Origin of the sequence: Capnocytophaga sp. oral taxon 336 str. F0502, from assembly GCF_000411575.1 — a bacterium.
Classification (GTDB): Bacteria; Bacteroidota; Bacteroidia; order Flavobacteriales; family Flavobacteriaceae; genus Capnocytophaga; species Capnocytophaga ochracea.
Map to the genome: position 1 here is coordinate 163,162 of NZ_KE150490.1, position 25,092 is coordinate 188,253.

Sequence of the window (25,092 nt, forward strand, 5' to 3'; positions counted from 1 at the left end):
ATATGGCAACGATGAACCTAACACTCAAAGTGTGGCGACAAAAAAACTCGCAAGAGAAAGGTCGTATGGTAGATTATAAAGTAACCAACATTTCAGACCATATGTCTTTTTTGGAAATGTTGGATGTACTCAACGAACAACTCATTGAAAAAGGAGAAGAACCTGTAGCATTCGACCACGATTGCCGTGAAGGTATTTGCGGTATGTGCTCTCTCTTCATCAATGGGGAAGCTCACGGACCCGACCGTGGGGTAACTACTTGTCAGTTGCACATGCGTATGTTCAAAGATGGTGATACCATCACTATTGAACCTTGGCGCGCTACTGCTTTCCCTGTTATCAAAGACTTGATGGTAGATAGAACTGCTTTTGAACGCATTCAACAAGCAGGAGGATATATCTCTGTAAATACTTCTGGTAATACCCAAGATGCCAACGCTATTCCTATCCCTAAACGCGATGCCGACCGCTCTATGGACGCTGCGGCTTGTATAGGTTGTGGAGCTTGTGTGGCTACTTGTAAAAACTCTTCGGCTATGCTGTTTGTAGCTGCCAAAGTATCCCAATTTGCCCTCCTTCCTCAAGGTCGTGTAGAGGCTACTGAGCGCGTACTCAATATGGTAAACCAAATGGAACACGAAGGTTTTGGTAACTGTACCAACACTGGTGCCTGCGAAGTAGAATGCCCTAAAGGTATTTCACTTGAAAATATCGCACGTCTCAATAGAGAATACCTCAAAGCAAGTATTCGTTAATTAGCAAATTTGAAGATTAACAAATAAAAAACTGCCTCAAATTGTTTGGGGCAGTTTTTATTATCTCTTATTTACTTCCTCTCAGTACTGGGTTCAACTCATCATCATTGTACATTTTCATTTGTTTATACACCTTCATATACTTTCTGCCAGTGGCGATATCGTCTAAAAGCTGGTTGAGAGCGGTAGAGAGGTCTTTTTTCTGTTCGAGGAGAACATTCAGTTTTTCTTGACATTTAGCGCGATGTTCAGGGGTGGCATCGGGGCGGTTTACTTCTTCTTGCATATGGTAAATTTTCAGTGCTAAAATAGAAAGCCTATCCACTGCCCACGCAGGACTTTCAGTATTGATAGTAGCCTCAGGAAGTGGTTTCACCTCCTTATATAAATCTAAAAAATAGCTATCTATATACTCTACCATATCAGTTCGATCTTGGTTAGAAGCATCGATTTTGCGTTTAAGGTCGAGGGCAGCTACTGGGTCAATATATGGGTCGCGAATAATATCCTCATAATGCCATTGCACGGTGTCAATCCAATTCTTGCGATAGAGCAAGTGATTGAGCAAGTCGGTTGATGGATAAGGGTTTGTAAAAGACTGATATACATCGTCGGTAATGTGGTATTGCGCAATACTTTCTTCAAATATTTTAAAAGCTTTTTCTGAAAACATAGTCATTAATTTTTGGGCAAATATAAAGTTTTTCTTTAATAAATCAAACCTTTTACGTAACTTTGCCACAAATTTTAATTTTTCTATGAAACACTTCATTTTTATCATCACTTTATTCACCCTCATTATGGAAAACCTACAAGCACAAAACAACGCTGATAATCAAACTATTTATCAGTTTATTGTAGAAGATATCAACGGCAAACCCTTTGCCCTTGCCGATCTCAAAGGCAAGAAAGTAATGATTGTAAACACTGCCTCAAAATGCGGTCTCACCCCTCAATACAAAGAACTCGAAGCGCTTTATCAGCAGTATAAGGACAAAGATTTTATCATTATAGGATTCCCCGCTAATAATTTCTTAGGACAAGAACCAGGTAGTAATGAACAAATCGCTTCATTTTGCAGTATCAACTATGGAGTAACATTCCCGATGATGAGCAAAATATCGGTAAAAGGAAAGAATATGCACCCTCTATATCAGTTTCTTACCCAGAAAGCGAAAAACGGTGTAGAAGATTCTAAAGTAAAATGGAATTTTCAAAAATACCTCATCGGGCGAAACGGCAAATTAGAAAAGGTAATCGACCCTAAAACCTTACCTTCTAGCGATGAAGTAACACAATGGATTGAGAAATAACACTGATAACAATGCTAAAAAAACTATTTGAAAATTACCGCTTTATCACAATACTATGGTTTGCTCTTGCGCTGGCGACTGTAGTGCAGAACGTATGGATAGCAGGCAAGTTCAACAACTACCTAATTTTTGACGGGGTATTTTGGCATACTCTCAAGCAATTGCCCTTATACCTCCTCTATCCTGACGAGTATTTTGATGCAAACCATTACGGTATCTTATTCAGTGCGATTATCGCTCCGTTTGCCTTGTTACCCAAGTGGATAGGTTGTACTTTGTGGATAATGGCAAATGCAGCTTTCTTATATTGGGCAATTAGGCAATTGCCTCTCTCTAAAAAGGCAATTATTGCGGTACTGCTTATTGCTGCTCACGATATGTATACCGCTGCTGCTATGCAACAGTTCAATATCAGCGTGATAGCACTACTAGTAGGTGCTTTTGTGTTTATAGAGCGTCGGCAGAGTCATTGGGCAACCTTGCTCATTGTAATAGGTACACTCACTAAACTCTATGGCATTGTAGGCTTAGCATTTTTCTTCTTTGCTAAGGACAAATGGCGATTTATTTGGTCAGGGGTATTTTGGCTCATCGCTTTATTTTGTTTGCCAATGTTCTACTCTTCACCCGATTATGTAGTTTCACAGTATTTTGATTGGTATGCTTCTTTGGCTGAAAAGAATGTATCCAACCTAAATACCACCACTTACAACTTACAAAACCTATCACTTTTAGGCTTTTTGCAACGCACAGGCATTTATAACAACAACAGTATAGTCATTCTCATCGGGTTAGGGCTATTTGCGCTACCTTATTTACGCATTCGGCAGTATAAAAATCTCAATTTTAGATTGCTTTTATTAGCTTCAGTGAGTATTTTCCTCTGTTTGTTTAGTACAGGTACTGAAAATAGCACTTATGTAGTAGCTTATGTGGGAATTGGGATATGGTTTATGGTAAGCGAGCTCCATCCTAAACTCAAAATCACTCTATTGGTATTGGCTATGTTAGGCTCGTTATCACCTACTGATTTATTCAAACCGCTGAAAGAGCCCTATATCATTCGGTATTCACTAAGAGCTGTTCCCGTAATGCTGATTTGGCTTGCGATTATATACGAACAACTCAGTTGTCAGTCATCAGACATTTAGTAGACTAAGAAATTAGAAGATGAAAACAATAGGAATAATAGTACCGTGTTATAACGAAAGTGAAAATATACATCCGTTATATGAAGCTATACAGAGTGTTTTTGCTGAAAAGCTCTCTGAGTATAGTTATACTTTGCTTTTTGTGAACGACGGTAGCAGCGATAACACCCTTGAGGTACTCAAATCTTTAGTTAAAAGTGATGTTCGCGTGAAATATCTATCGTTTTCGCGTAATTTTGGTCACCAATTAGCAGTAAAAGCAGGATTAGACTACTCGTTTGCTGATGCTGTTATCTCTATGGATTGCGATTTGCAACACCCTCCTACCCTTTTGCCAGAGCTTATTGCCAAATGGGAAGAAGGCTATCAAGTAGTGGCAACTTTGCGTACCTATCCCGCCGATACCCCTAAAAAGAAACAAAAGAGTTCTCAACAGTTTTACAAACTTCTCAATCTGCTTTCGGATATAGAAATCAAAGAAGGTTCAACTGATTTTAGACTCTTAGATCAATCGGTAGTAGAGGTAATTCGCTCGATGAGAGAAAATGAACCTTTCTTGCGGGGTATGGTACCTTGGGTGGGATTCCGCCAAACTTATATCCCTTACACTTCAGCTTCTCGTTTTGCAGGTGAAAGTAAATACACTGTTAAAAAGATGCTACAACTAGCAATTACAGGTGTTACTGCTTTCAGCATCAAACCCTTATATTTCGCTGTATTTTTAGGCTTTGCATTCTCCGCCCTATCACTATTGTACATTCCTTACGTGATATATGCCTTTGCGAGTGGTACTGAAATATCGGGGTGGGCGTCACTGATTATGACGATTGTTTTCTTTGGCGGACTACAACTCATCATTTTAGGTATCATAGGTATTTACATAGGAAAAATCTTTAGACAAACTAAAGACCGACCTTTGTTATATTATTCAAGAAGAGAAATTATAAATAAAACATATAAAAATGAGAAATACAATTCTAATATTGCTAATATTTTTTAGTTCATTTATTCAGGCACAAGAAAAATATCAATTGTCAAGTCATATTTTAGATATTTCACAAGGTAAACCTGCTCCAAATGTAAAAATAGCTCTATTTAAGCAAGATAAAAGTCAAAATTGGATATTGATAGATGAAAAATACACGGACAACAATGGGAGAATTAAAGATTTTTTGAAAGAAGAATCTGATAAAAATAATAACGGAGTCTATAAACTCACTTTTTATATCACTCCTTATTTTGAAAGATTGAAACAAAAAACATTTTATCCTTTTATAGAAGTAGTTTTTGAGATAAAAGATAATCAGCATTATCATATTCCGATTACATTATCTCCGTATGGTTATTCTACTTACAGAGGAAATTGATAATTATAAAAATGATTTATTTAAGTTTCGACATAGAAGAGTTTGATATGCCCAAAGAATACGGCTACGACATTGCTTTCGAGCGACAAATAGCTATATCACGCGAGGGGCTTACCGCTATATTAGACCTACTCAAAAAACACAACGCCAAGGCTACTTTCTTTTCGACGGTAGTCTTTGCCGAGCAAGTCCCTGACCTTATAGAGCGACTCCTCCGTGAGGGACACGAATTAGCCTCACACACTTATTACCATTCTGAATTTGAGAATGCGCACCTCAAACGCTCTAAAGAAGCTTTAGAACAACAATTTGAGGTAACTATTGAGGGATTGCGTATGCCCAGAATGCTTGAAGTAAGTGCTGAGGAGGTAAAAAAAGCCGGTTATCAATACAATTCATCGGTAAATCCTACATTTTTACCAGGGAGATACAACAAATTGCACGTGCCAAAACGATTTTTCAACGAAAATGGCTTATGGCAAATCCCTACAGCGGTAAGTTGGTTTAGAATTCCGCTCTTCTGGTTATCTTTTCACAATTTTCCTTTGTGGATTTATAAGTTTTTGCTGAACAGATGTGTAACCTCTACGGGCTATGCTACTTTGTACTTTCACCCTTGGGAGTTCACCAATTTACACCAAAAAGAATTCAATTTTCCAGCGTATGTAATGCGTAACAGTGGTGAGCAGATGATAGCGCATTTCGACCAATTGTTGCAATATATTGATAAAAAAGGCTGGAAAACGAGCCTCTATAAACAATTAACAATTGAGAATTAATGACGACAAGAGAACTACTACACGATGCTCTTAAACTCACAGAGCAAGGCTTTGCTAAGGAGCATCCTAAATACATCAAAAAACAAAAGAACAAGATACTCTTCCACACCTTGTTAAACATCCCATTTGCTAAAAAATGGTTCAGTTTGATACAATCGGAGGAGTATAAATGGGTGCTTTCACACCGTCCTCGTATTTATTTTAAGCCTTTTAGGGTGTATATGTCTACCAAATGGGGCAAGAAAGAACGAACTAAAGCCTTGCTGAGTTGTTATGCTTTTATCAAGCAACAGTCTTTTTTGACGCGTGTTATCCAAGAAGAAAAGCCTATCAAATTGGCAGAGTTCACAATGAAATACAACGGTGAAAAGGGACAAATATACCTCGGATACAATGAACGCTTCCGCAAAGAGGGGGAATTAGTGGTCTCGTTGCATTGTGATAGTTATCAAGAGGCTATCTGTGAAGCTTCTTTTGTGATTGACAAAGAAAATAAGGGATGGGTATGTCGTATAGGCTGTGTGCAAGGTAACAAAAGTGCCGAAACCGAGAATGCTATCAAGGAATTACAAAAACAGATGTATGCACTTCGTCCTAAAGCCCTGATGATATTTATCATTCAAGAGCTTAGCAAGCAGTTAGGGTGTACCGCTCTGTATGGGGTCGGCAGTAAGATCCAAGCGCATAATAAAAAGCACTTTATCCATATAGAATGGTTGCACAAACTCACTTTTAGTTATGACACGTTGTGGAAAGAAGCCGATGGCACTCCCGATAAAGATGGATGGTTCAAACTACCCATTCAACTGCAACGCAAGTCAATGGAAGAAATCAAATCAAGCAAACGCTCTCTTTATCGCAGTAGATATGAGATGTTAGATAAAATTGCAGCAGAAATACAGGAAACAATTAACAATTAACAAGATGAAATTAGATATATTAGCTTTTGGAGCGCACCCCGATGATGTAGAATTAGGGGCAGCAGGCACCATTGCCAAAGAGATTAGCTTAGGCAGAAGTGTAGGCATTATCGACCTAACACAAGGCGAATTGGGCACACGTGGCAGTGCTGAAATACGTCACCAAGAAGCAACCAAAGCTAAAGAATTATTAGGGGTAATCATACGAGAGAATTTAAAATTCCGCGATGGCTTTTTTGTAAATGATGAAGCTCACCAAATGGAGATTATCAAGAAAATACGCCAATATCAACCTGATATAGTGCTTTGCAATGCTGTAGACGACCGCCATATCGACCACGGCAAAGGTAGCAAACTCGTGAGCGATGCTTGTTTTCTCAGCGGTTTGCGACGTATCGAAACTACTCTCGACGGTGTAGCACAAACGGCTTGGCGTCCTAAAGTAGTGTATCACTACATTCAGTGGAAGAATATAGTCCCTGATTTTGTGGTAGATATCACAGGATTTATGGAAGCCAAAGTAAATGCTGTGTTGGCGTACAGCTCTCAGTTTTACGACAGTAATAGCAATGAGCCCACTACTCCAATTTCTGACAAGAACTTTTTAGATAGCGTTACTTACAGAGCACGCGATTTGGGTAGGCTAATTGGTACAGATTTTGCGGAAGGTTTTACGTGTGAGAGAGTTCCCGCCGTGGAATCTCTTTTTAATCTTAAATAACTGAAAAATGAAATTAATATTATTAACTATTGGTATATTACTGCTATGTGTAGCAGGTATGGCAATTAAGATTTGGGGTAAAAAAGGCGGTAAATTTGCTGGTACTTGTGCGAGCCAAAATCCACATTTAAACCCTGAAGGGGAACCTTGTAGTTTCTGCGGTCGCTTACCCGACGAACAAGAGTGCAGAAATAAATAATGACAGAAGCACTTGCTGAAAATATAGTCGCTGCAAAAGCAGGTAAACAACGAGCTTTTAGTTGGTTGTTAGACGAGTTTTGGACTGATGTGTACAACTTTCAGCTCAAGCGTGTGAATGATGAAGTTGAAGCAGAGGATATTAGCATACAAACATTTGCTAAAGCATTCGACAAGCTCCATACTTACGACGAGCGATACTCTTTCCGTACTTGGCTTATCACTATCTCTAAAAATATTCACATAGATAACCTGAGAAAGCAAAATGAGTCGCTGTTGCATTTAGACCGAGAGGAAAAACAATCTAAAACGCTGATAGATGAGACCCCTATTATAGAAGATAGCCTCATAATGGAACAACAATTTGACTACCTCCTAAAAAGTATCAAGCAACTGAAAGAACCTTACCGAACGGCTATACAACTGCGATACTTACACGAGAAAAGTTATAAAGAGATTGCCGAAGAGATGCAATCACCGATGAGCAGTGTGAAAATTACCTTGCTAAGAGCTAAGAAAATGCTGGCAGAGATATTAAAGAAAAACAGATGAGACCTTTATGTTTCATCTGTTTTTTTATACTTGTTTTATAAAGCTACATTCTTGCGGTGGATATCTATAACTTCGGAGATTTGGTATTCATCAAAAAGACTGAGAAGCTCATCTACACCTTCTTCTAATTTTAAATCCATTTCTTCTGGATAAATAGGCAAAATACAATAGAAATTGATAATCGTACCGTCTTTGGTGTGTAACTTTAAGAAGTCCTGTGGCGCCGATAAGTAAGGGGGCATTAGCAGTATACAACCGAAATCGGTATTAGCAATAGGCTCGGCATCGGGACCATTGGGAATAGTGTGCCCTTCAGCCATCCACGTTTTGTACTGATGAGGAAAACGCGCTATCATTTTAAGAAAGTAGATAGGCCAATAGTTATCGTCGTCTTTAAAAGCCTCATCGCTGATAGTCCAATTGGCGGGGAGGTAGACCATTAGCTCAGCGTGGCTGTAGTCGTTCGGGTCATCCAAGCCTTCGGGCAAATACATCGGGTAGTCGCTCATACCGGTCGTAAAGAGTACATTGTAAGGCGTTTCGAGGGTAGGTTTAATCCAATGTACATCTATATGCACATATTCTGAGACGATTTCGTGGAATACGCTGTCTATTTTGCCGATATATTTTTCAAAATGGTCGCAAATTTCGTCCATATACACACAAGTGCGGTCAGGCAATACAAAATCGCTTCTGTCTTTTTCCGAATAGTTATAAACGTTAGAGCCTCCTTCCGATACATAATCGGGGGTAGGAGCGAAGATATTAGGCAAATCGTTTTCTTCGTCATAAGAAACGGCTTCAATGAGCGAGTGCATCTCGTTGTCGTAGTACACGATTCCCTTTTCAATATCATCAGTAAGGAATTCGAGCCAATCTTCCATAGAGTCGTGGTGCAAATCCATAAAAGAGTCTTCTATAGAATCCAACACCAAATCTATTTCTCCTATCTGACCTATTACACCTTCTTCATCGGGGTCGAGGTCTATGAACATAAAGCGCGCCCCATTGGAGAGGAATGGAATCCATTTAGGATTATAAAATTGGTTTTTTATTACCTTATCCCAGCACATATCAATTGCTTCTTCTTCATCAAAGCGGAGTGACTGCCAATTAGGCACACTCTCCAATTGCTCAAGCCAGTGTTCTTGGGTGCGTTTGATTTCTTCTAAAGGGATAAAGCGCAAACCGTTAAGGAAGAATACATCGTTTTCGCCTTCTTTTTGTCCGTTGAAAGTCTGGTATAGCTTTCTCACCTCAGAAGGCAAAGTAATACCCATTTCCCCCTCAAATACCGCTATTTGGGTATCCGAAACACCTTTGTTGAGACTTGCAATAAGAGGAGTTGCTTGTTCAAGTATTACGTCTAAAAAACGTTTGACAGTTTTTTCCATAGTCATTTTATACAATAGTTTTTCGCAACAAATGTACGACTTTTCTATTAAAAAACAAATATCATTTTATATTTTTCCGTTTTTTCTTTTTAAATATTAAAATATTGCATATCTTTGCGCCAAATTTTAATAAAACAAAAGACGTATGGACAGTAAAGTTACATCAGTTTTGAGCTATTTTGGCTTACTTTGGCTTATTGCCTTTTTTTTCGGTAAGAAAGATGAGAAATCTATCTATCATTTAAAACAAGGATTTGGGTTATTCGTTGTAGGATTCCTCTTCGGTATTGTACTCCAAATTTTATTTAGTGTTTCGCCTACTATTGCTGGAATTTTTTCTCTTCTTGGTATCGTTCTTTTGGTATTGTTTATCATTGGGGTAATCAATGCTGTAAAAGAAGAGCAAAAGCCACTTCCTCTTATTGGTAAATCTTTTGAAAATATTAGCTTTATCAAATAAGTAAGGTATTTAAAAGTACAAAAGAGGCTGTTAGGATCTTTCCTAACAGCCTCTTTAAATCTTCAGAAGGGGATTCAAAAACAATAATAATTTACTGATTTAAAATTAATTAAGTTCTTTGATTGTTCCTAATTTCTTCCAATTCGCATTAGCTTCATAAGCAGCTTTAGCTCCTTTAGGAACATACACAGTAATCCCTGTTGTATTAAAAGTTAAACGCTGAATAGTAGGCGGTGTACTTGTCTTTACTGTGACAGTTTTCAGGGACTTGCAGTTAGCAAAGGCTATATTTCCAATATTAGTAACTTTATGCATTGTAACAGCAGCTAATTTGGAAGCCCCCATAAAAGCACTACCTTCTATTTTAGTTACATTGTTAAAATCAACAGAAGTAAATTCAGCTCTAGCAAAAGCTCTTGCACCAATAGTAGTTCCATTATTAGGGATTTTCACATTACCTTCGGCTTTAGCTCCTGCTTTGAGGGTTACTACGCCATTGCCATCTACATCAAAAATATCTTCTTTAGCTTTTACGGTTACAGTAATGGCTACTGTTTTGTTTTGACTGTCTTTAAGGGTGATAATAGCGGTACCTGCAGCTACTCCTTTGATAATTACATAGTGGTGAGTATCGTTTTTACCTGCTACTTTTTCAGTTTTTTCTTTTACCTCAGCCGTAGCGATATTAGAAGCTGAAGAAGTAACAGTATAATCAGGGTTACCGGTGTTGATACGGACTTCGGTAGTAGCTTCAACATCTACTTCGGCATCAGTTTTAGCAATGGTAAGCTGAGCAGCAGTAACAGTTACTTTAAAAGAGGTAGTTTGGTTGTTGGTATTGTCTTTCACGCTTACTTGAGTATTACCTACTTTGAGGGCTTTTACACGTAGGTTTTTACCATCGGGGTTACCGTTTACAATGCGGTCTTCTACAGTGATACTCACGCTTCCCGCAGGACTGATTGTGAAAGAAAGATTGATATTGCCATTGTGTTCAGCATTGAGGATTCTATTCACTTCTTCTTCTCCGTTTACAAGGGTGAGCGATTGTTTTTCTACCGAAAGTCTTTCACCAGGAACAATATTACTTTCAACAGTTACGGCTATAGCAGCTTTTTGTCCTTTGGCATCGGATACTGTTAGGGTGGTTTTTCCTTCTGCTATTGCTATGATTTTCAAGTTGTTTTGCTCGATTGCTGCTATAGCAATATTTTTATCAGCACTCTCTACTTTATAACCGCCATTGCCTGCTGTGATGCGCACGATAGCGCTTTCAGTTTGCTTTACGGTTACTGCCGATTTCTCTAAGGTAAGTTTTTGAGGGGCTTGTTCGCCACCGTTGTTGTCATCTTTTTTACAAGCTGTAAAAAGAAGGGTTATTAGGGCAAACCCTAAGGTTAAAAATCTGAGATTTTTCATAAAAAATATATATAAAATTAAAATTAGACTCTAGGGGTTAGTTTTTTGTCAATTGTCAATTGTAATAGGGCACTACTATTTTTAGGGTTTTACCGCGCAAAACCACTCGTTGGGTAGCGGTACGCACTTCTTCTACGTAAAATTTAAGGTTTTCGCGAGTAGCTACTCCTCCTAACTTCTTATACTCAACAAGCAAATTGATATGAGTGTCTGCTACCGGATTCTCAATAGGTGGAATTTTGTAATACCAATTGTTAAGCGCATTGACGTCTTCTTTTCCCGAAAAGAAAGTGCCAGTAGTGCGTTTACTTACAATACGCGCTGGGTTAATGGCTTGGCTAAGCGAACGACCGGTGTTCTGGTATACGCCTAACTGATTGAGAAAGCCTTTTTCGTCTATACAACGCACTTTCACTTTCAGTTCTTTTGGGGCGAGTCCTGCCGAGGTAGCGGTGAGTGTAGCTACCCCTTCGGCTTTGCCTCTTATCTCTACAATCCCATTACTGCCGTTCCAAGTAACTTTCATCACCTCATCGGGATCGGTAGTGGTGAGGCTCACAATGTCACCGCCGCCTAAGCGTATGGTTTTATTGATATCGGTAGGGGCAAGGGTTACTTCATCAGCTGAAAAACTGAGTTCGTTAGGGCGGACGCTAATCTCCAAGCGCGCGGTTTGGTCGTGTGAATGAATGATTGCATAAGTAGTTCCTTGTTCTTGAAAACTCTTTATCTTCAGGGTATCCTGACTGATAGAAGCACTTACCAAACGACTGTTAGCAACATTCACTGTGTACTTGTGATTGCCCCCTGAAAGCAATATATCGTGCTGACTCTGAGGGTAGAGTGTGAGCTGAGTGAGCGAACTGCTCTCGGCGCCTATTTTGATAGGTTTGGAGGTATCTGTTTTGTCTTCGCAGGCGCATAGCACTATGGCAAAGAGACATAAGAGTATATTTTTTGTCATAATTGGTAACGTTCAGCGATTTGTTGTGTGATGTTTTTAAGTGAACCCACAATTTCGGCAGGGGCTAACAATCGGGATTTATTCCAAAGTCCAGTACCTGCTACGAGTTGGTTTTGGAGGGCTTTTACCTCATCATAAGTGAAATAAAGACTGCCATCGGGTTTGCGAGTGAATTGCAATGCGTATAGAAATCCATAGCCTTGCGACAAGTATTTGAAAGCCTGCTTAGGCGATTCGCTGTAATTGGCAAGGGTATTTGCCCCCGTAAGGGTATGAATGGTGCGAATAGCCATCACTTTGGAAAGTTCTTTGCGAATGATGTACATTTGCTCATATAAGGCTTCATAGCGATAGCGCCCCAGCTCTATGCGCCCTTGTACAAAAGCATTGCGGATTTTTCGTTCGGCACCTGCCAAAGCCGCTACTCCATCGGACTGGGTGAGCGATTGCAGATGCAGGAAATAGCCATAAGCCAAATCCCAATGATGTTCGAGTTGAGTGTAGTTCTCACCGGCGGGCAAGACTACATTTTGGTGTTCGCGGCGCAGGGTAGCATCGGAGAAAAAACGCTCGTCTAAGTGGTACAAGAGGATTTTATCTAAATAGAGTGCTCCGTTTATAGTGTATATAAACACTTGTGCAGGCGCAATGCCCTTTTCATCTACATACACGCGATCGGCATCGCCTACCCTTCTGCCAGCATCACCCGAAACGCCTTGTTGGGCTTCGCGTAGCGGAATGCTTTTGGCTACGAGAAAGAGATTTTTTACATCTTCTCTCACTTGGGCAGTAGCAGCCAAAGGTGAGGAGGCTACTTCATCAGCGGGTTTTACGTAGGAAGTCCCCTCATTGTAATAACGCAAAATTTCGTCGTAAGTAAAATTAGAAATAGCACCGCTGAGCAAACGCCTTTCGATAATATCCAAAGGTTCGCGCAACAAGCTCACGCTGTGTTCATCAACGCTTGACTGCCCATTACGGCTGAAAGTGTAGGGAATATCGGCTTGCGGACGCAAGATATTAGCAGTTTCTACAGTCTCACCTTCGCCTTTTTGGCAAGCTATCGCAATCAACAGCAGTGAAAAATATGATAGTATATGTCTCATTTTAATAGATTAAATAACGTGAGTTCGACGTAAGTAATTATTAAACAATCTGCAAAATGTTTTAAATCTCCCACGAATTTCACGAATTTTCACGAATTTAGAATTGTATAAAACTCTTTGTTTTGTATTATCTCACGAATTTTCACCTGACGGTGAATTATTTTGTGAATATATTATGATATAAAGCTGTAAATCAATATTCTTTTATATCGAACTGACGTTATAATAAGTAATTTAATATTTCTTTATCACACTTTAAGGTAATACTATATATTCACAATAGGAAGGAATATCATTGGAACCATCAGTGTTTTGGGCTGCGATGTACTGCAAGGTAGGTACATTCACCACTCCTTGGGTATCTACCGCAGTGAGCTGGGCACTCACGCGCGATTCTCTTTCTCCTCCTCCATACACACCGAGATACAGCGGATAACCTGAAGGGAGGGTAAAGGTAAGCGTTTGTACCGTAGTGGAGGCACTGAGCACCACGCGCTCTTTATTGGCATTTACATAACACACATAATAACGTGGGTCACGAACATTGCCTTCTCCTCGCTGGCATTGATAAGTGAGGGTTACAGTATACTCACGTGCTTCTTGGGAGGCATCAACCACTGGGTACACATAATGAGCGATATCGCATTGTTTATGCACGAGGTCTTCGTAGTTGATGGTAGGTTTTTCAATTCCTTTGAAAGGGAATAGCTTTTGGTAATCCTCTGGAGTAGGATCTTCTTCTTTGCTATTGCAGGCTATGAGTAACAAGACTGCAATGATAGTGTTTAGATATTTCATTTTATTAATTTGCCAATTTGCTAATTCTCAAATTTTCTAATTAATTCTCAAATATTTCAGCAGTGTAGCCAGTGGCAATTCCTTTGCTATCGCGATGATGGGCTACAAAGCGGTTATCTTCTCTTACAAAGTCGTAGAATATAATCGACTTGTTGTAGCGCAAGCCTGCTCTAAAGGTGAGTCCGCTTTCAGTACCTACATAGCCCGAGCCTATGAACTGACTTTTATACCTACCTGTTGAGGGGTCTTCCTGTGGATTGGTGCGGTACTCAAATACGTAATACCTATTGGCAACAAATCCCTCTAAGAAAGGTGTGTTGAGTCCGAAACTATTGCCTTTTAGATATACATCACTTTGGTAGTAGATTTTGCTACCCCGCTTGATGACTATTTGAGGGTTTTGCATCTGCTCGAAAAAGAGTCGGTTGTTATAGGCTTTTTGCAAGAACTGTTGTTTATCGTCGGCTGTTTTGAGTTTTTCAAACACAATGTACTCGCGGGCAGGGTCGGCATACGAGGCTGTTTTGAAGACCATATTCTGCAAGGTATCTTTGCCTACATAGAGCCAATCGGCAGCTGCGCGAAAACGGTTGTTTACCAATTGGTGAACGTAGTTATAGGTAGTGAACGACAACTGTAACTGCGCCTCTTGGCTGAGAGTGTATTCACTTGTTTTGACGGTTTGCAGCGTTTCGCTATGAGTGTCGGCTTGTATAGCTACTGTATTGTCTTTGTGAAAGGTCATCAGGAAATAGAAGCCACCAAAACCTTGGTTTAAGAGTTTTTCTACATAGCGCGAATCACTTCGTTTTTCAGCTTTGGTGGGGGTAGCAAACAGCAATGAATCGGTACGGGGGAAGTAGAGCACTTTCCAACCGTAGGGCGCTTCGGTAAGTTCTTTTTGCAAGGCAATGCGCTGCTGGAGCATTCGCTCTGAGGGCGATTGCTCAAAAACATTGTGGTCTTTTTGGCAAGATGCCAAAAGAAGCGCAATAAATGCTGTTGTTAAAAGATATTTCATATATGATTCATTTATTTTATAGGAGGTATATAAGAGAGTGTCTAAAAAGTTCTATTGGTGTGGGTGTGGGCGTTTGCAGCACATACCCAGCTATCGCTGGCTTTCCTACATAACATACTACAAAAGCTATTGATAATCAGATTTATAGACTTTGCCAAAGTTTCTTGCCTGTGCGGCTCGCACCTTTGGCAAAGTGTAGTGACTCTTCACTTTTCACTCTTCATTTTTACCTATTATTAAAACGGTTGAGGCGTTGGAGGCTTAAGAGCTGTAAACGCTTCAAGCTGAACCCTACTTTTTTGTTGAAATAATCGATAATGAAGGCTTCTTTTTTCAGTAGGTTGTTATACGATAGGGCTGCGCGTTGTGCTTCTTCATCACTGCTATCTATAGGGGTCTTAGCTATATTTTTGGCGATTTCTATCTGGGTGTTGAGATTGGTGAGGGGAACGCTTATCATCTCGGCAAAGTCGTTTTCGGCTGAGAGCATTGCTTGAAAGGTGATAAATCCGTAGTGATTGGGCGTGCTTTGGGTAAAATTACAATAGTAGCATTCCTCATCTATACCTGCTTGACTGTGTGCATTTTGGCATTGGGTAAGCGATGCAAAATACTGAAAAGGCAAGGCACTGGTACAGATATTCCTATCGCGCTTTTTGGGGTAATACTGCAAGGCATAAAGGGCAGTGTCATCATTAGGAAAGCCGTACAGCTGTTTGTTAGAGCTCGCGCGATAATCCTTCTGACTGATATTCAAAAACGCCTGACGGTCGTAAGGGTATATCTCATCGCCCAACAAGCGGGCAAATTGGTGATGTACAATGCGCATCAGCACATATACTTTATTCTTGTCGCGTGGGTCGAAATTATTGATGTTATACAAATGAAATTCACGCCCTACCGCACTGCTATTGATGAGCTCTTGTCCGTTGCCATCAATGTTTTTACCGCCATAGAGGTATATTTTTAAAGGAGCTTTCCCTTTCCAGAAATTAGCCCCTCCTAAAGAGGGTTCACTATAGAGTTCGAGCCATAGGTATTTAATCGTCTCGAGTACTGGTTTTACTTTGCTTACTTCGGGTGGATAGGTATAGGTACCTTTAGGGGCAGTATTTTTGTCCCAACGGTATTCCACAGCAATGCCATAAGGCAAGGTGATATTGGTTTCTATCCACTTGTCTAAATCGGTATAGGCTCGCTGAGCGGTTTCAGCTTCTACAACGCTTTGAGTAGAGAGTTTTTCACGCTGACAGCTCACTGTGAGGATTAATACCGTAATGAGTGTTATTTTTAAAAGGCTTTTCATATAAGTTTTATTTATTGCTTGTCGTGCTACGACCAGTTACCTCGGGTTTGCAGGCAAACCGCGGTTGATGGCTTCTATGGGGAGTTGTATCACTTTGCGCAAATCCTCTTTTTGTAGGGGTTCACTGGTGCGATTTACGGGGGTGTAAAAACGCCTGATGTCTAACCAACGCATTCCCTCGTGCATAAATTCCCATTGACGCAGAAAAGCGATATTCTTGATTGCCCCTAACTGATGAATGCTAAGCCCATAGAAAGGCGAGTAGTTGCGATAATCGTCATCGGTAGAGGCGATAAGGTCTTCCACGGTGATATTGCGAGGATTATCGAACTTTATTTTCTGAAATTCGCGATATTCTAAGAGCAGTTGGTTGTAGTTTTTAAGCATTGCGTATGCTTCCATACGGTTGAGCATCACCTCATCGGTAGTAAGCAGTACATTCGATACGTACAAATCAGTAGGTTTGCTACCAGTGCTACCAAAGAGTGACAACTCATCAAACTTGGCGATATACATCCCATTGTACACGGGAGTGGGTGAAGTCGCTGGCGTGTAGTAGGCAGCGTTATTGTTCATCAGTTGGGTGGTAAAGCCGTACTTAGCTGTAGGGAGCTCTCTTGCCCAACGCGATTGCACAGTGGTGATGAGCAGGTTAGCTTCTTCCTCTGGCTGGGTATAACGCTGGTAGAGATACGGACGGTTGTTAAAACCATACACATCGTAATAGTCCTTTTTCCAGTGGCGCAACTGCGTTTTAGGTTGCGTAAGTACATAATTAGCATAGTCTATCACGGTTTGCCATTCGCCTTTAAACAGATAGAAACGCGAAGCAAAAGCATAAGCAGCACGCTTGTTGAAATGAAACTTAGGTTTAGTGTAATAGGCATCGCTCACTAAAGAAATACCCAACTTGAGGTCTGTTTCTATCTTCTGATAGACCTCATACACTGTACCTCTATTGTACTCTACCAAAGCGTTTTTCTCGGGCGTAGTGAGGTAAGGAATCCCCATATCGTTTTTAGAGGCTTTGCCTTTGTAGGGCTCTGCCCAAATATTCACGAGCATAAAGTGCAGGTAAGCCCTGAGCAAGAAAGCCTCGCCATAAAGAGCTTTTACACGTTCGGTTTTGGGGTAGCGGGCTAAAAGTTCTAAGGCTTTATTAGCTTGTGCGATGCCTCGGTAGCAACTATTCCAATAAAACAAAGGCGCATCAAGGTCTTCTTGGTCTTCGTCTTCCCAGCGGTACATCGCTTCATTCAAACGGGTATGGACCCCGTTTTCGCGTTCGGCTACATTGTCGGTACGCGTTTCGAGGAAAGGGAAATAGCTCGCATCGGGGTAAGCCCCAGTAAGGAGCTCGGCTATTTTCTCTTCCGAATCGAGGGGAACATTTAGAGAGGCATCGGGGTCTTTGTCTAAATAGTTGCAACTTAGCAATAACAAAGAAAATATGTAAATTAAATATCTCATTCAGTTTATAAGTTAGTACCTGTTACTTGTTACCTAATTAAAATCCTATTTGGAATGATAAGGTATATTGTTTAGGGGTAGGTAATGACACACCCCCAGACTTGTAATACTCAGGGTCTTGACCATTGAGTTTGCTATCGGAATAGATAAGAAATGGATTAGTAGCTTGCGCTCGTACGGTGAGGCTACTCATACCATAGCGTTCCAAAGCCTTTTTAGGTACGCGGTAGCCCAATGATATACTTTTCATACGCACAAAGCTACCATCGGCAACACGGTTTTGAGAATAGTTGTATGTATTATAAGCGCGCTCTATATTCTCCTTGCCAATCAGATCAATAAGACTCTGTGAAGGTAATGAGGGCACCTTGGTACGGAGCTCGTCGTAAGGATGCAACCAGCGGTTGTAATATTCCTTAGAAAAGACATTTAAATCGCCGAAAGTAGGATCGAAAGTAGGGTTCAAACGGATTTTATTCCCCGCTTGAGCCGAGATAAAGAAAGAGGCTTCCCAATTTTTATAGGTAAAAGTATTCGAGAGCCCTGCAATCACATTGGGTTCTACTGAGCCGTGATAGATAAGGTAGGATTTTGAGTACTTTGTATCAAGAAAATCAGCGCCTACTACATTAGCATTTGTGCGGTTGTTGAGCGGATAAAGTCCAAAATCAAAAGTAGGTAAGCCTTGGTGGTTCACTCCTTGATAGTTGAACGAAAACAATGAGCCTTTAGGGTAGCCCACTATATTGCCGCGCCCTGTACCCGATACCATATCAAAAGTGTTAGGGGTGTTGAGCAAACGGGTAATCTTTTGGTTCATATAGCTGAACGAGATAGTAGTTGCCCATTGGAAATCTTTCTGCTGTATGTTTTTGGTATTCAGAGATAACTCTATACCGCGGGTGCGCATATCGCCAAAATTGGCGTACTTATAGTATTCACCGCCTATGCCCGAGGTGCGAATCAGGTCGATAAGGTCGAATGAATTACGCTGATAAACATCTACCGACATACTGATGCGATTATCAAAAAATCCTGCATCGACACCGAGGTTCAGCTCGTACATCTTCTCCCAAGTGAGATCGCGGTTCTCTAAGTGCTGCAAGCGCAAAGCGTTCTCTCTATCGCTAAAGCGGTAGCGATTTTGCACATAGTTTTGGAATACACTATAAGAATTTATCGCTTGCTCGTTCATTTTGGCAGTAAGCCCATAACTGGCTCTCAGGGCAAGGGTACTGATGTTTTTGCTGTTGAAAAAAGGTTCACGGTCTATATTCCACTTCGCACCCACATTCCACGTAGGCAACCAGCGAGAGCGCGTACCGCGCCCAGCAGTGTTAGAACCTTCGTAGTTCAGCACGGCATTGGCAATATACCTACCTTTATAACCATAAGTCGCACTACCGGAAAAGGTAATACCGCGATCATACTTTTGAATAAGGGCAAAATAGTTGTTGCCTTCGTTGAGGAGCTTTTGGAAAATACGCGGATTGGTAAATACCTGATTGCCGCGATCATACTGAATGCCATAGCCTTGGAAAGGCGTAACAGTGCGGTCGGCATAGCGGATTTCGGCAAAACCAAAGGCTTTGAGGTCGTGGTGCTCGTGCAAGGTGCGGTGGTAATCAACCGCCAAGCGCCCCATATAGCTTTTGAGAGAAGTTTCAGTTTTGTTGAAAATACCCCCATTGGTGAGCGCTATTTGCGGAGGCGCTAAAGGATTGTCCTTATTTTTGAGCAAATAGATATTATCTTTGGCTACTCGAGGTGTTTCATTGGCGCGAAACGCCTTGATAACATTAGAATTTTCGGTGATGTAGTGTGAAGATTGTGTTTGCGCTTGGCGCGCGGATACTAAAGCAGTAACTTCTAAATGTGGATTGACCTTGTAAGAGGCTTCGGCTTGTATTTTGAAATCAAGTACATCAATTTTTATATAGTTGTTGCGATATTCCTCCAAAATATTGAAAGGCGCCCAGTTGTTGCGGTAGTACTCTAAATTACCCTGCGCATCTTTAGGTCGCAAGGTGCGTGAGGTACCTAAAGCATACGAAAAGGGGTTGATATCAAAATCGCGCTCGAAAGCACCTACAGCTGTGTTTTTACGCAGTGCAAAAGTGCCAGGGGCTTTCTGACTGCGTAAATTCCCTACGGCAGTAAAGGTAGCTTTTAGTTGGTCGTTGATATAAAAAGTATTTTTGAGGTTGGCAGTGATACGCTTCACATTATCGGTAATCGTCCAGCCGCTATCGTGATAATAACCTAACGAAGCATAACTCGTACTGTTTTTGCCCCCACCGCTGAAAGTAATGGTGTGGCTGCGTATGGGGTTGATAGAAAAAAGATGTTTGAACCAATCGGTATTAGCGTATTCGCGTTCTCTCATAAAGGCAGCTTGAGCTGCTGGCGTATTGGGGTAGTAGTAATTGCCGGTATTAGGGTTGATGGTACTCACCCCCTTATACCACTGGTAGTAAATGCCGCTGCGCCTGCCGTAAAGGGTGTTTTGCAAATTGAAATAGCCTTTACTGTTCATCTCTTGCAAGAGTGACATCGTTTCTTGCGAGTTCAGCAAGTAAAAATCTTTATACGACGGAATGGTGCGGAAGCTCTGTTCGTAGCTATAAGTAATGCGGTTAGGCGTATCGCGTTTGCCCGATTTGGTTGTAATAACAATCACCCCATTGAGGGCGCGCGCTCCATACATAGAAGTAGCCGATGCATCTTTCAGCACTTGTATATCCTCTATATCGGTAGCGTTGAGTCCAGCAATAGCCGAGCTCACTAAGGTAACCGCATCACCAGAAACCAATTGGTCAAGACTGAGGGACACCAAATCTTCATAAATCGCCCCATCGATTACCCAAAGCGGCTGTACATTTCCTATGATAGAAGCCCCCCCGCGAATATTGATGCGCGGCGCCGAGCCAAAAGACCCCGTTACATTTTGGATAGAAAGCCCAGCCACACGCCCTTCGAGCATACGTGATATATCGGCAACACCTTCCATTTTGATATTGTCCATCTTCACCGAAGCAGCTGCTCCTGTAAATACGCGGTTTTGTATTTTCTGGTAGCCCGTGAGCACCACCCCTTCTAAGGCTTGGGCTTCTTCTTGAAGTACGATTTGCAGGCTTCCCCCTTTGATTTTGAGGCGTTGGGTTTTCATCCCCACATAACTCACTTCAAGGGTTTGTCCTATTTGCGCTTTGATGCTAAAATGCCCCTCCATATCGGTGCTGGTGCCTATGTGTGATTCTTTTACTACCACCGTAGCTCCCAATAGCGGAGAGCCATTGGTTTCTTTCACCGTTCCTTTGAGGGTAAAGGTTTGGGCGCTCATCGAGAGACTTGTGAAGAGAAAAAGTAATATGTATAAGTGTCTGTTCATCGTTAATTGACTTTGTAAATGATGCCGCCAAAAACACCTAAAGGATGTCCAGGTCGCAATCCTGAAGGATGACGAGATACCAAATAAGTGCGATTGGTAAGGTTGATAGCGTTTAGAGTAAGGGTAAAATGACGAGTGAAATGTGCTTTAGCCGAAACATCGAGAATGGTATAAGCAGGGATTTTATGGCGTTCGGCGATGCGTCCTTGTCCTGGTTCAGTGCGCACAGCGCCATTATAACGAATACCTATATTCAGTTCGTATTTTTTGTACTCAGCTCCTATACTCAAGTTGAGGCTATGGCGATTGATATAAGGAATTTCGTCACCTGCAATCACTCGCCCCCAAGAGTTGCTCTCGAAAGAGTTTTTCATCTCGGTATCGGTAAAGGTGTAGGAGAGTTGTAAGGGGGTTTTTATAGGAGATTCCTCAGGGAATGGCTGGTATTGTGCGATAAACTCAGCTCCTTTCACGACAGCTTCCCCCACGTTGAACTGTTCAAGGGTACCTGTACCGCCCATCGCTGCAAGGTCGCTGCCCAGCATATTACTGTAATGATTGTAAAAACCTATCAATTCAGTCTTCAGTTGTTTGTAATTCGCACGCAAGCCCGCTTCAAAGTTGATACTGCTTTCGGGTTTTTGGTTTTCGGTGAGTAGGGTGATATTGCCATTTCTGTCCATCACGCGCTTTTCTTTGCTTACCCCTGGGGGTGAAAAGCCCTTGTGTACACCGGCAAAAGTAGATAGCCAACTATTGAGGTTGTAGTGCAGCCCCAAGCTGGGGATTACGGCATTGGCTACATTGGTGGTTTCTATGCGTTTTTGCCCTGTACGGCGGGTATCGGCAGTAGTATAATCTTTTTCTAACAATTCTATATGCTCAAAACGTAAGCCCGCAGTTACAGTGAGCTGTTTGTAAGTCAGTTTAGAAAGCCAATAAGCCGCTAAGGCATTGGCACGAGTGATTTTATTTGACTGACTGCCCTGCAGCCCTTTCCAGAGCAATTGCATTTGCTGGTTTTTCATTGCGTAGATATCATCCCACTGGTTGCGGTCTTCCTCATCGGTGTGGTAACGCAGCCCCCACTCGTTGTCTAAATAACAATTGCCCCATATCGCTTTGTATTCCGCTTTGGTTTGCACACCACGAGAGAAATAGTTACGGTAGTTGGCGCGCACAAAGAGTCCAGGGTTGTTTTTAAGGCGCTCGTAGTCGTTGTAGAACACGCGACTATCGGTTTTACCTGAAAGTATATCAAAATAAGGAGCATTAGTTTCGGGGTCGGAGAGAATTTGCCCAATGGTGCGTTTTTCGTTGGCTGAAGTGCCATATTTCACCGATTCGAGTTTGTACCAATTGCGGAAGAAGGTATTGTAATAGAAGTGAGTAGTAAATTTTAGTCGGTTAGAAAACTGAAGTAAGTAAGTGCCCACCCACTGAGTGTGGCGAGTTGTGAGGTGGTCTTTTTGAGAGCCTACATAGCGCAAGAAAGGCGTTCGGGCAAAATCGGATTGGGTGAGACCCACATAAGTTTCGTTAGAATCTTCGTCGGCATAGCCCGCTTTGAGTTCAAAAGAGTGGTTAGCCCCTTCGGTTTTAGCGGTATTCACTTTGAATTTGGCTATTAAATCATTGCGTTTGAAGCCTGCATTTTGTTTGTTTTCAAAATGTTTGAACCCATCGGACTGGTAGCGGAGGTATTCCACCATATAGCCGAAGTGTTTTTTGCTGTCACCAGCGTTGATATGCGTTTTAAGGGTATTATTCGTGCCGCAAGTAGCGTTTAGTTTTGCAGAAAATTTAGTTGGGATAGCCGTAGACACCATATTGATAGCCCCACCGGTAGTAAACGGACCGTATTGCACTTGGCTACTGCCTTTCACCACCTCTACTGCTTGCATACGCGCGGCATTAGGAAAATAGTAAGCCGCAGGGGCAGCATAGGGAGCAGGGGCAGCCAAAATACCATCCTCCATTAGGGTGATTTTCTCACTTCGTTCTGCCTTAGTGCCTCGCAAGCTGATATTAGGACGCAAACCATAGCCATCTTCTTCGTACACATTCACACCAGGGACTGCTTTGAGCATACGGTTAACATCAGTATAGCCCATTTTCTGAATTTCTTGAGGAGAGATGTAATACGCCGAGCCCGTGCGGTTGCGTGCCTGAAACTTGCTACCCAATATTTGCTGCGCCGATACGGTAACCTCTTCTAAGTAGTGTACAGAATCTTTTTCTTGGGTTCCTTGTTGTGCTACAGCAAAGGAGGTAAAGAATAAGAGTAAAAGTATAAAAATACTTATTTTTTTCATAAGGTATCAAAAAATCGGTGCAAAGGTACATATTATTTATAAACAAACCAAATAAAAAAGATAGATAATTTACTTTTTGGAATCATCTTCACTTTTCACTCTTTACCACTCTCTCCTGGCGGTTGATAGATTCTTGGTGAATTGCCTTAAATACCTGAATCACTAAATCCTCACTTAGGTTGCGTTGTTCGCCTTCTGATATCATTTTGCCAAGAATTTCGTGCCAACGTTGGTTTTGCAAAATCGCTACATTATTCGCTTTTTTCAGCATTCCTATCTCATCGGCTACCTCCATACGTCTTTTGAGTAAATCCAATAATTTGTTGTCCAGTATATCAATGCGCGAACGTAAATTACTTAACTGACTCACATAGTCTTCCTCAGATACCGAAGCCTCGCGAATGCGCAAATCTCTCATTATTTGTATGAGGCGTTCAGGGGTAATCTGTTGTGCTGCATCACTCCACGCAGCATCAGGGGTACAGTGCGTTTCAATCATCAAGCCGTCGAAGTTTAAGTCGAGAGCCGTTTGTGATACATCAAAAATCATATCGCGTTTGCCGGTGATATGCGAAGGGTCGCAAATAAGTGGCAAGTCAGGGAACTTGTTTTGTAGTTCAATTACCAATTGCCATTCAGGAATATTGCGGTATTTGGTCTTTTCGTAAGTAGAAAATCCGCGATGTATCACCCCCAAGTTTCTGATGCCTGCGCGTTGTAATCGTTCCAAAGCTCCTATCCATAACGGAAGATCGGGGTTTACAGGATTTTTTACCAAGATAATCTTATCAGTGCCTTCTAGCTCATCGGCTATTTCTTGAATAATAAACGGACTCACAGTAGAGCGCGCTCCTATCCACAACATATCAATATCGTGATCCAAGGCAAGCTTCACGTGGTCTTTATTGGCTACTTCGGTAGCCGTTTTGAGTCCCGTTTCTTCTTTTACCCGTTGTAGCCATTTAAGCCCTAACGCTCCTACACCTTCAAACATACCTGGGCGGGTACGAGGTTTCCAAATACCTGCACGGAAGAAAGATACATCAGTATCTTTTAGGCTATGTGCTATTTTCAGCACTTGTTCTTCAGTCTCAGCACTGCAAGGTCCAGCAATTACTACCGGGTGGTTAAGCTGTAAGCTATCAAGCCACTGTCTATTTTCTTTGGTTATTTCCATTCTATGGGTCTTATTCTTTTAGTTGTCAAAGGGCAAAGATACAAAAAACTAAAGAATAAGTAATGAAAAACCAAAAAACTCTACATTATCAACTGATAAATCAGCGAAAAAGTAAAATATACCCATTTTCAAATTTTTAACAATTATCTTTATAATCACTTACCTTTACCTTGGTTTTTTCTTACTTTCGTTCATTCTTGATTTGCCTATGCAACTCGCACTCTCATTTACTAATTTCCAAAGTCGCTAATTTGCTAATTTTTTCATCTGCCTGTGTGGCTCACACCATCTGCTCGTGTGGCTCACACCTTTGGCAAAGTTGAAATCCACTAATAACCTTCTTTTTATCTCTACCTTAGCTTCAACTTTCCTTTGCCTTAGGTTCGTTATTCCTTCGTTCATCGTTCGTCTTTTGTTCCTTGTAGAGCCACTGTAGAGCCACTGTAGAGCCACTGTAGAGCCACTGTAGAGCCACTGTAGAGCCACTGTAGAGCCACTGTAGAGCCACTGTAGAG

22 protein-coding genes and 1 pseudogene are annotated in these 25,092 nt (G+C 41.3%); 11 read left to right on the top strand and 12 right to left on the bottom strand.

Going from position 1 to position 25,092, the window contains the following annotated elements:
• Positions 1 to 2 precede the first annotated feature (2 nt).
• A complete protein-coding gene (locus tag HMPREF1528_RS06540; RefSeq protein ID WP_002673219.1) occupies positions 3 to 755 on the top strand; it encodes a succinate dehydrogenase/fumarate reductase iron-sulfur subunit in 753 nt (250 codons plus the stop codon).
• 67 nt (positions 756 to 822) lie between these two features.
• Here HMPREF1528_RS06540 and HMPREF1528_RS06545 read toward each other — a convergent pair whose 3' ends face one another.
• Positions 823 to 1,428 (bottom strand): DUF4254 domain-containing protein, encoded by a 606-nt coding sequence (locus HMPREF1528_RS06545; RefSeq protein ID WP_016479114.1) that lies wholly within the window; start codon positions 1,426 to 1,428, stop codon positions 823 to 825.
• A gap of 85 nt (positions 1,429 to 1,513) precedes the next feature.
• On the opposite strand from HMPREF1528_RS06545, the gene HMPREF1528_RS06550 reads away from it, so the two are divergent.
• The 9 genes and pseudogenes from HMPREF1528_RS06550 to HMPREF1528_RS06590 all read left to right on the top strand — a co-directional run bounded on the left by HMPREF1528_RS06550 (position 1,514) and on the right by HMPREF1528_RS06590 (position 7,756).
• Complete coding sequence (locus HMPREF1528_RS06550) at positions 1,514 to 2,068, top strand: glutathione peroxidase (protein WP_016479115.1); 555 nt, start codon at positions 1,514 to 1,516, stop codon at positions 2,066 to 2,068.
• Between the two features lie 11 nt (positions 2,069 to 2,079).
• Complete coding sequence (locus tag HMPREF1528_RS06555; protein WP_016479116.1) at positions 2,080 to 3,219, top strand: glycosyltransferase family 87 protein; 1,140 nt, start codon at positions 2,080 to 2,082, stop codon at positions 3,217 to 3,219.
• A gap of 19 nt (positions 3,220 to 3,238) precedes the next feature.
• Positions 3,239 to 4,166: pseudogene (locus tag HMPREF1528_RS06560) on the top strand (glycosyltransferase family 2 protein).
• Positions 4,167 to 4,181: 15 nt separating this feature from the next.
• Positions 4,182 to 4,586, top strand: a complete 405-nt coding sequence (uraH, locus tag HMPREF1528_RS06565) for a hydroxyisourate hydrolase (protein WP_016479118.1) — start codon at positions 4,182 to 4,184, stop codon at positions 4,584 to 4,586.
• Positions 4,587 to 4,597: 11 nt separating this feature from the next.
• Positions 4,598 to 5,365, top strand: coding sequence for a polysaccharide deacetylase family protein (locus HMPREF1528_RS06570; RefSeq protein WP_016479119.1), 768 nt, complete (start codon positions 4,598 to 4,600; stop codon positions 5,363 to 5,365).
• Positions 5,365 to 6,285 (top strand): VirK/YbjX family protein, encoded by a 921-nt coding sequence (locus HMPREF1528_RS06575; RefSeq protein WP_016479120.1) that lies wholly within the window; start codon positions 5,365 to 5,367, stop codon positions 6,283 to 6,285. Before HMPREF1528_RS06570 ends, HMPREF1528_RS06575 begins: the two co-directional genes overlap by 1 nt.
• A gap of 4 nt (positions 6,286 to 6,289) precedes the next feature.
• Complete coding sequence (gene bshB1, locus HMPREF1528_RS06580) at positions 6,290 to 7,006, top strand: bacillithiol biosynthesis deacetylase BshB1 (protein ID WP_016479121.1); 717 nt, start codon at positions 6,290 to 6,292, stop codon at positions 7,004 to 7,006.
• 7 nt (positions 7,007 to 7,013) lie between these two features.
• Positions 7,014 to 7,205, top strand: a complete 192-nt coding sequence (locus HMPREF1528_RS06585) for a hypothetical protein (protein WP_002673203.1) — start codon at positions 7,014 to 7,016, stop codon at positions 7,203 to 7,205.
• Positions 7,205 to 7,756 (top strand): RNA polymerase sigma factor, encoded by a 552-nt coding sequence (locus HMPREF1528_RS06590; protein WP_016479122.1) that lies wholly within the window; start codon positions 7,205 to 7,207, stop codon positions 7,754 to 7,756. The genes HMPREF1528_RS06585 and HMPREF1528_RS06590 overlap by 1 nt, the downstream gene beginning before the upstream one ends.
• A 35-nt stretch (positions 7,757 to 7,791) precedes the next feature.
• On the opposite strand, the gene HMPREF1528_RS06595 is transcribed toward HMPREF1528_RS06590, so the two are convergent.
• The gene (locus tag HMPREF1528_RS06595) at positions 7,792 to 9,150 is read right to left on the bottom strand and encodes a suppressor of fused domain protein (protein ID WP_016479123.1); all 1,359 of its coding nucleotides are present in this window, start codon (positions 9,148 to 9,150) and stop codon (positions 7,792 to 7,794) included.
• 145 nt (positions 9,151 to 9,295) lie between these two features.
• Here HMPREF1528_RS06595 and HMPREF1528_RS06600 point away from each other — a divergent pair, with 145 nt between their 5' ends.
• Positions 9,296 to 9,610, top strand: a complete 315-nt coding sequence (locus HMPREF1528_RS06600) for a hypothetical protein (protein WP_016479124.1) — start codon at positions 9,296 to 9,298, stop codon at positions 9,608 to 9,610.
• Between the two features lie 105 nt (positions 9,611 to 9,715).
• On the opposite strand, the gene HMPREF1528_RS06605 is transcribed toward HMPREF1528_RS06600, so the two are convergent.
• The 10 genes from HMPREF1528_RS06605 to HMPREF1528_RS06650 form a co-directional block, all read right to left on the bottom strand.
• Positions 9,716 to 11,029, bottom strand: a complete 1,314-nt coding sequence (locus HMPREF1528_RS06605) for a leucine-rich repeat protein (protein WP_016479125.1) — start codon at positions 11,027 to 11,029, stop codon at positions 9,716 to 9,718.
• 55 nt (positions 11,030 to 11,084) lie between these two features.
• On the bottom strand, positions 11,085 to 11,993 hold the full coding sequence (locus tag HMPREF1528_RS06610; RefSeq protein ID WP_016479126.1) for a hypothetical protein: 909 nt from the start codon (positions 11,991 to 11,993) through the stop codon (positions 11,085 to 11,087).
• A complete protein-coding gene (locus HMPREF1528_RS06615) occupies positions 11,990 to 13,099 on the bottom strand; it encodes a DUF4856 domain-containing protein (protein ID WP_016479127.1) in 1,110 nt (369 codons plus the stop codon). The genes HMPREF1528_RS06610 and HMPREF1528_RS06615 overlap by 4 nt, the downstream gene beginning before the upstream one ends.
• A 255-nt stretch (positions 13,100 to 13,354) precedes the next feature.
• A complete protein-coding gene (locus tag HMPREF1528_RS06620; protein ID WP_016479128.1) occupies positions 13,355 to 13,897 on the bottom strand; it encodes a hypothetical protein in 543 nt (180 codons plus the stop codon).
• 40 nt (positions 13,898 to 13,937) lie between these two features.
• Entirely contained in the window at positions 13,938 to 14,918 is a 981-nt protein-coding gene (locus HMPREF1528_RS06625) for a DUF4302 domain-containing protein (RefSeq protein WP_016479129.1), read from the bottom strand.
• Between the two features lie 226 nt (positions 14,919 to 15,144).
• Positions 15,145 to 16,224 carry a putative zinc-binding metallopeptidase gene (locus tag HMPREF1528_RS06630; RefSeq protein WP_016479130.1) on the bottom strand — a complete coding sequence of 360 codons (1,080 nt, stop codon included), beginning with the start codon at positions 16,222 to 16,224 and terminating at the stop codon, positions 15,145 to 15,147.
• 36 nt (positions 16,225 to 16,260) lie between these two features.
• Entirely contained in the window at positions 16,261 to 17,694 is a 1,434-nt protein-coding gene (locus HMPREF1528_RS06635) for a RagB/SusD family nutrient uptake outer membrane protein (protein WP_016479131.1), read from the bottom strand.
• Between the two features lie 37 nt (positions 17,695 to 17,731).
• A complete protein-coding gene (locus HMPREF1528_RS06640; protein ID WP_034567930.1) occupies positions 17,732 to 21,085 on the bottom strand; it encodes a SusC/RagA family TonB-linked outer membrane protein in 3,354 nt (1,117 codons plus the stop codon).
• 2 nt (positions 21,086 to 21,087) lie between these two features.
• Positions 21,088 to 23,400 carry a TonB-dependent receptor family protein gene (locus HMPREF1528_RS06645; RefSeq protein ID WP_016479133.1) on the bottom strand — a complete coding sequence of 771 codons (2,313 nt, stop codon included), beginning with the start codon at positions 23,398 to 23,400 and terminating at the stop codon, positions 21,088 to 21,090.
• An 88-nt stretch (positions 23,401 to 23,488) separates the two neighbouring features.
• Complete coding sequence (locus HMPREF1528_RS06650; protein WP_016479134.1) at positions 23,489 to 24,577, bottom strand: bifunctional 3-deoxy-7-phosphoheptulonate synthase/chorismate mutase type II; 1,089 nt, start codon at positions 24,575 to 24,577, stop codon at positions 23,489 to 23,491.
• Between the last annotated feature and the right edge of the window lie 515 nt (positions 24,578 to 25,092).

What these genes read in the sequence shown, in the direction of transcription:
- HMPREF1528_RS06640 (WP_034567930.1), bottom strand. Translation starts at nt 21,085, where the DNA reads ATGAACAGACACTTATACATATTACTTTTTCTCTTCACAAGTCTCTCG.
- HMPREF1528_RS06650 (WP_016479134.1), bottom strand. Translation starts at nt 24,577, where the DNA reads ATGGAAATAACCAAAGAAAATAGACAGTGGCTTGATAGCTTACAGCTT.
- HMPREF1528_RS06630 (WP_016479130.1), bottom strand. Translation starts at nt 16,224, where the DNA reads ATGAAAAGCCTTTTAAAAATAACACTCATTACGGTATTAATCCTCACA.
- HMPREF1528_RS06645 (WP_016479133.1), bottom strand. Translation starts at nt 23,400, where the DNA reads ATGAAAAAAATAAGTATTTTTATACTTTTACTCTTATTCTTTACCTCC.
- HMPREF1528_RS06570 (WP_016479119.1), top strand. Translation starts at nt 4,598, where the DNA reads ATGATTTATTTAAGTTTCGACATAGAAGAGTTTGATATGCCCAAAGAA.
- HMPREF1528_RS06545 (WP_016479114.1), bottom strand. Translation starts at nt 1,428, where the DNA reads ATGTTTTCAGAAAAAGCTTTTAAAATATTTGAAGAAAGTATTGCGCAA.
- HMPREF1528_RS06595 (WP_016479123.1), bottom strand. Translation starts at nt 9,150, where the DNA reads ATGGAAAAAACTGTCAAACGTTTTTTAGACGTAATACTTGAACAAGCA.
- HMPREF1528_RS06620 (WP_016479128.1), bottom strand. Translation starts at nt 13,897, where the DNA reads ATGAAATATCTAAACACTATCATTGCAGTCTTGTTACTCATAGCCTGC.
- HMPREF1528_RS06590 (WP_016479122.1), top strand. Translation starts at nt 7,205, where the DNA reads ATGACAGAAGCACTTGCTGAAAATATAGTCGCTGCAAAAGCAGGTAAA.
- HMPREF1528_RS06605 (WP_016479125.1), bottom strand. Translation starts at nt 11,029, where the DNA reads ATGAAAAATCTCAGATTTTTAACCTTAGGGTTTGCCCTAATAACCCTT.
- uraH (WP_016479118.1), top strand. Translation starts at nt 4,182, where the DNA reads ATGAGAAATACAATTCTAATATTGCTAATATTTTTTAGTTCATTTATT.
- HMPREF1528_RS06615 (WP_016479127.1), bottom strand. Translation starts at nt 13,099, where the DNA reads ATGAGACATATACTATCATATTTTTCACTGCTGTTGATTGCGATAGCT.
- HMPREF1528_RS06550 (WP_016479115.1), top strand. Translation starts at nt 1,514, where the DNA reads ATGAAACACTTCATTTTTATCATCACTTTATTCACCCTCATTATGGAA.
- HMPREF1528_RS06575 (WP_016479120.1), top strand. Translation starts at nt 5,365, where the DNA reads ATGACGACAAGAGAACTACTACACGATGCTCTTAAACTCACAGAGCAA.
- HMPREF1528_RS06540 (WP_002673219.1), top strand. Translation starts at nt 3, where the DNA reads ATGGCAACGATGAACCTAACACTCAAAGTGTGGCGACAAAAAAACTCG.
- HMPREF1528_RS06635 (WP_016479131.1), bottom strand. Translation starts at nt 17,694, where the DNA reads ATGAGATATTTAATTTACATATTTTCTTTGTTATTGCTAAGTTGCAAC.
- HMPREF1528_RS06555 (WP_016479116.1), top strand. Translation starts at nt 2,080, where the DNA reads ATGCTAAAAAAACTATTTGAAAATTACCGCTTTATCACAATACTATGG.
- HMPREF1528_RS06585 (WP_002673203.1), top strand. Translation starts at nt 7,014, where the DNA reads ATGAAATTAATATTATTAACTATTGGTATATTACTGCTATGTGTAGCA.
- HMPREF1528_RS06625 (WP_016479129.1), bottom strand. Translation starts at nt 14,918, where the DNA reads ATGAAATATCTTTTAACAACAGCATTTATTGCGCTTCTTTTGGCATCT.
- HMPREF1528_RS06600 (WP_016479124.1), top strand. Translation starts at nt 9,296, where the DNA reads ATGGACAGTAAAGTTACATCAGTTTTGAGCTATTTTGGCTTACTTTGG.
- HMPREF1528_RS06610 (WP_016479126.1), bottom strand. Translation starts at nt 11,993, where the DNA reads ATGACAAAAAATATACTCTTATGTCTCTTTGCCATAGTGCTATGCGCC.
- bshB1 (WP_016479121.1), top strand. Translation starts at nt 6,290, where the DNA reads ATGAAATTAGATATATTAGCTTTTGGAGCGCACCCCGATGATGTAGAA.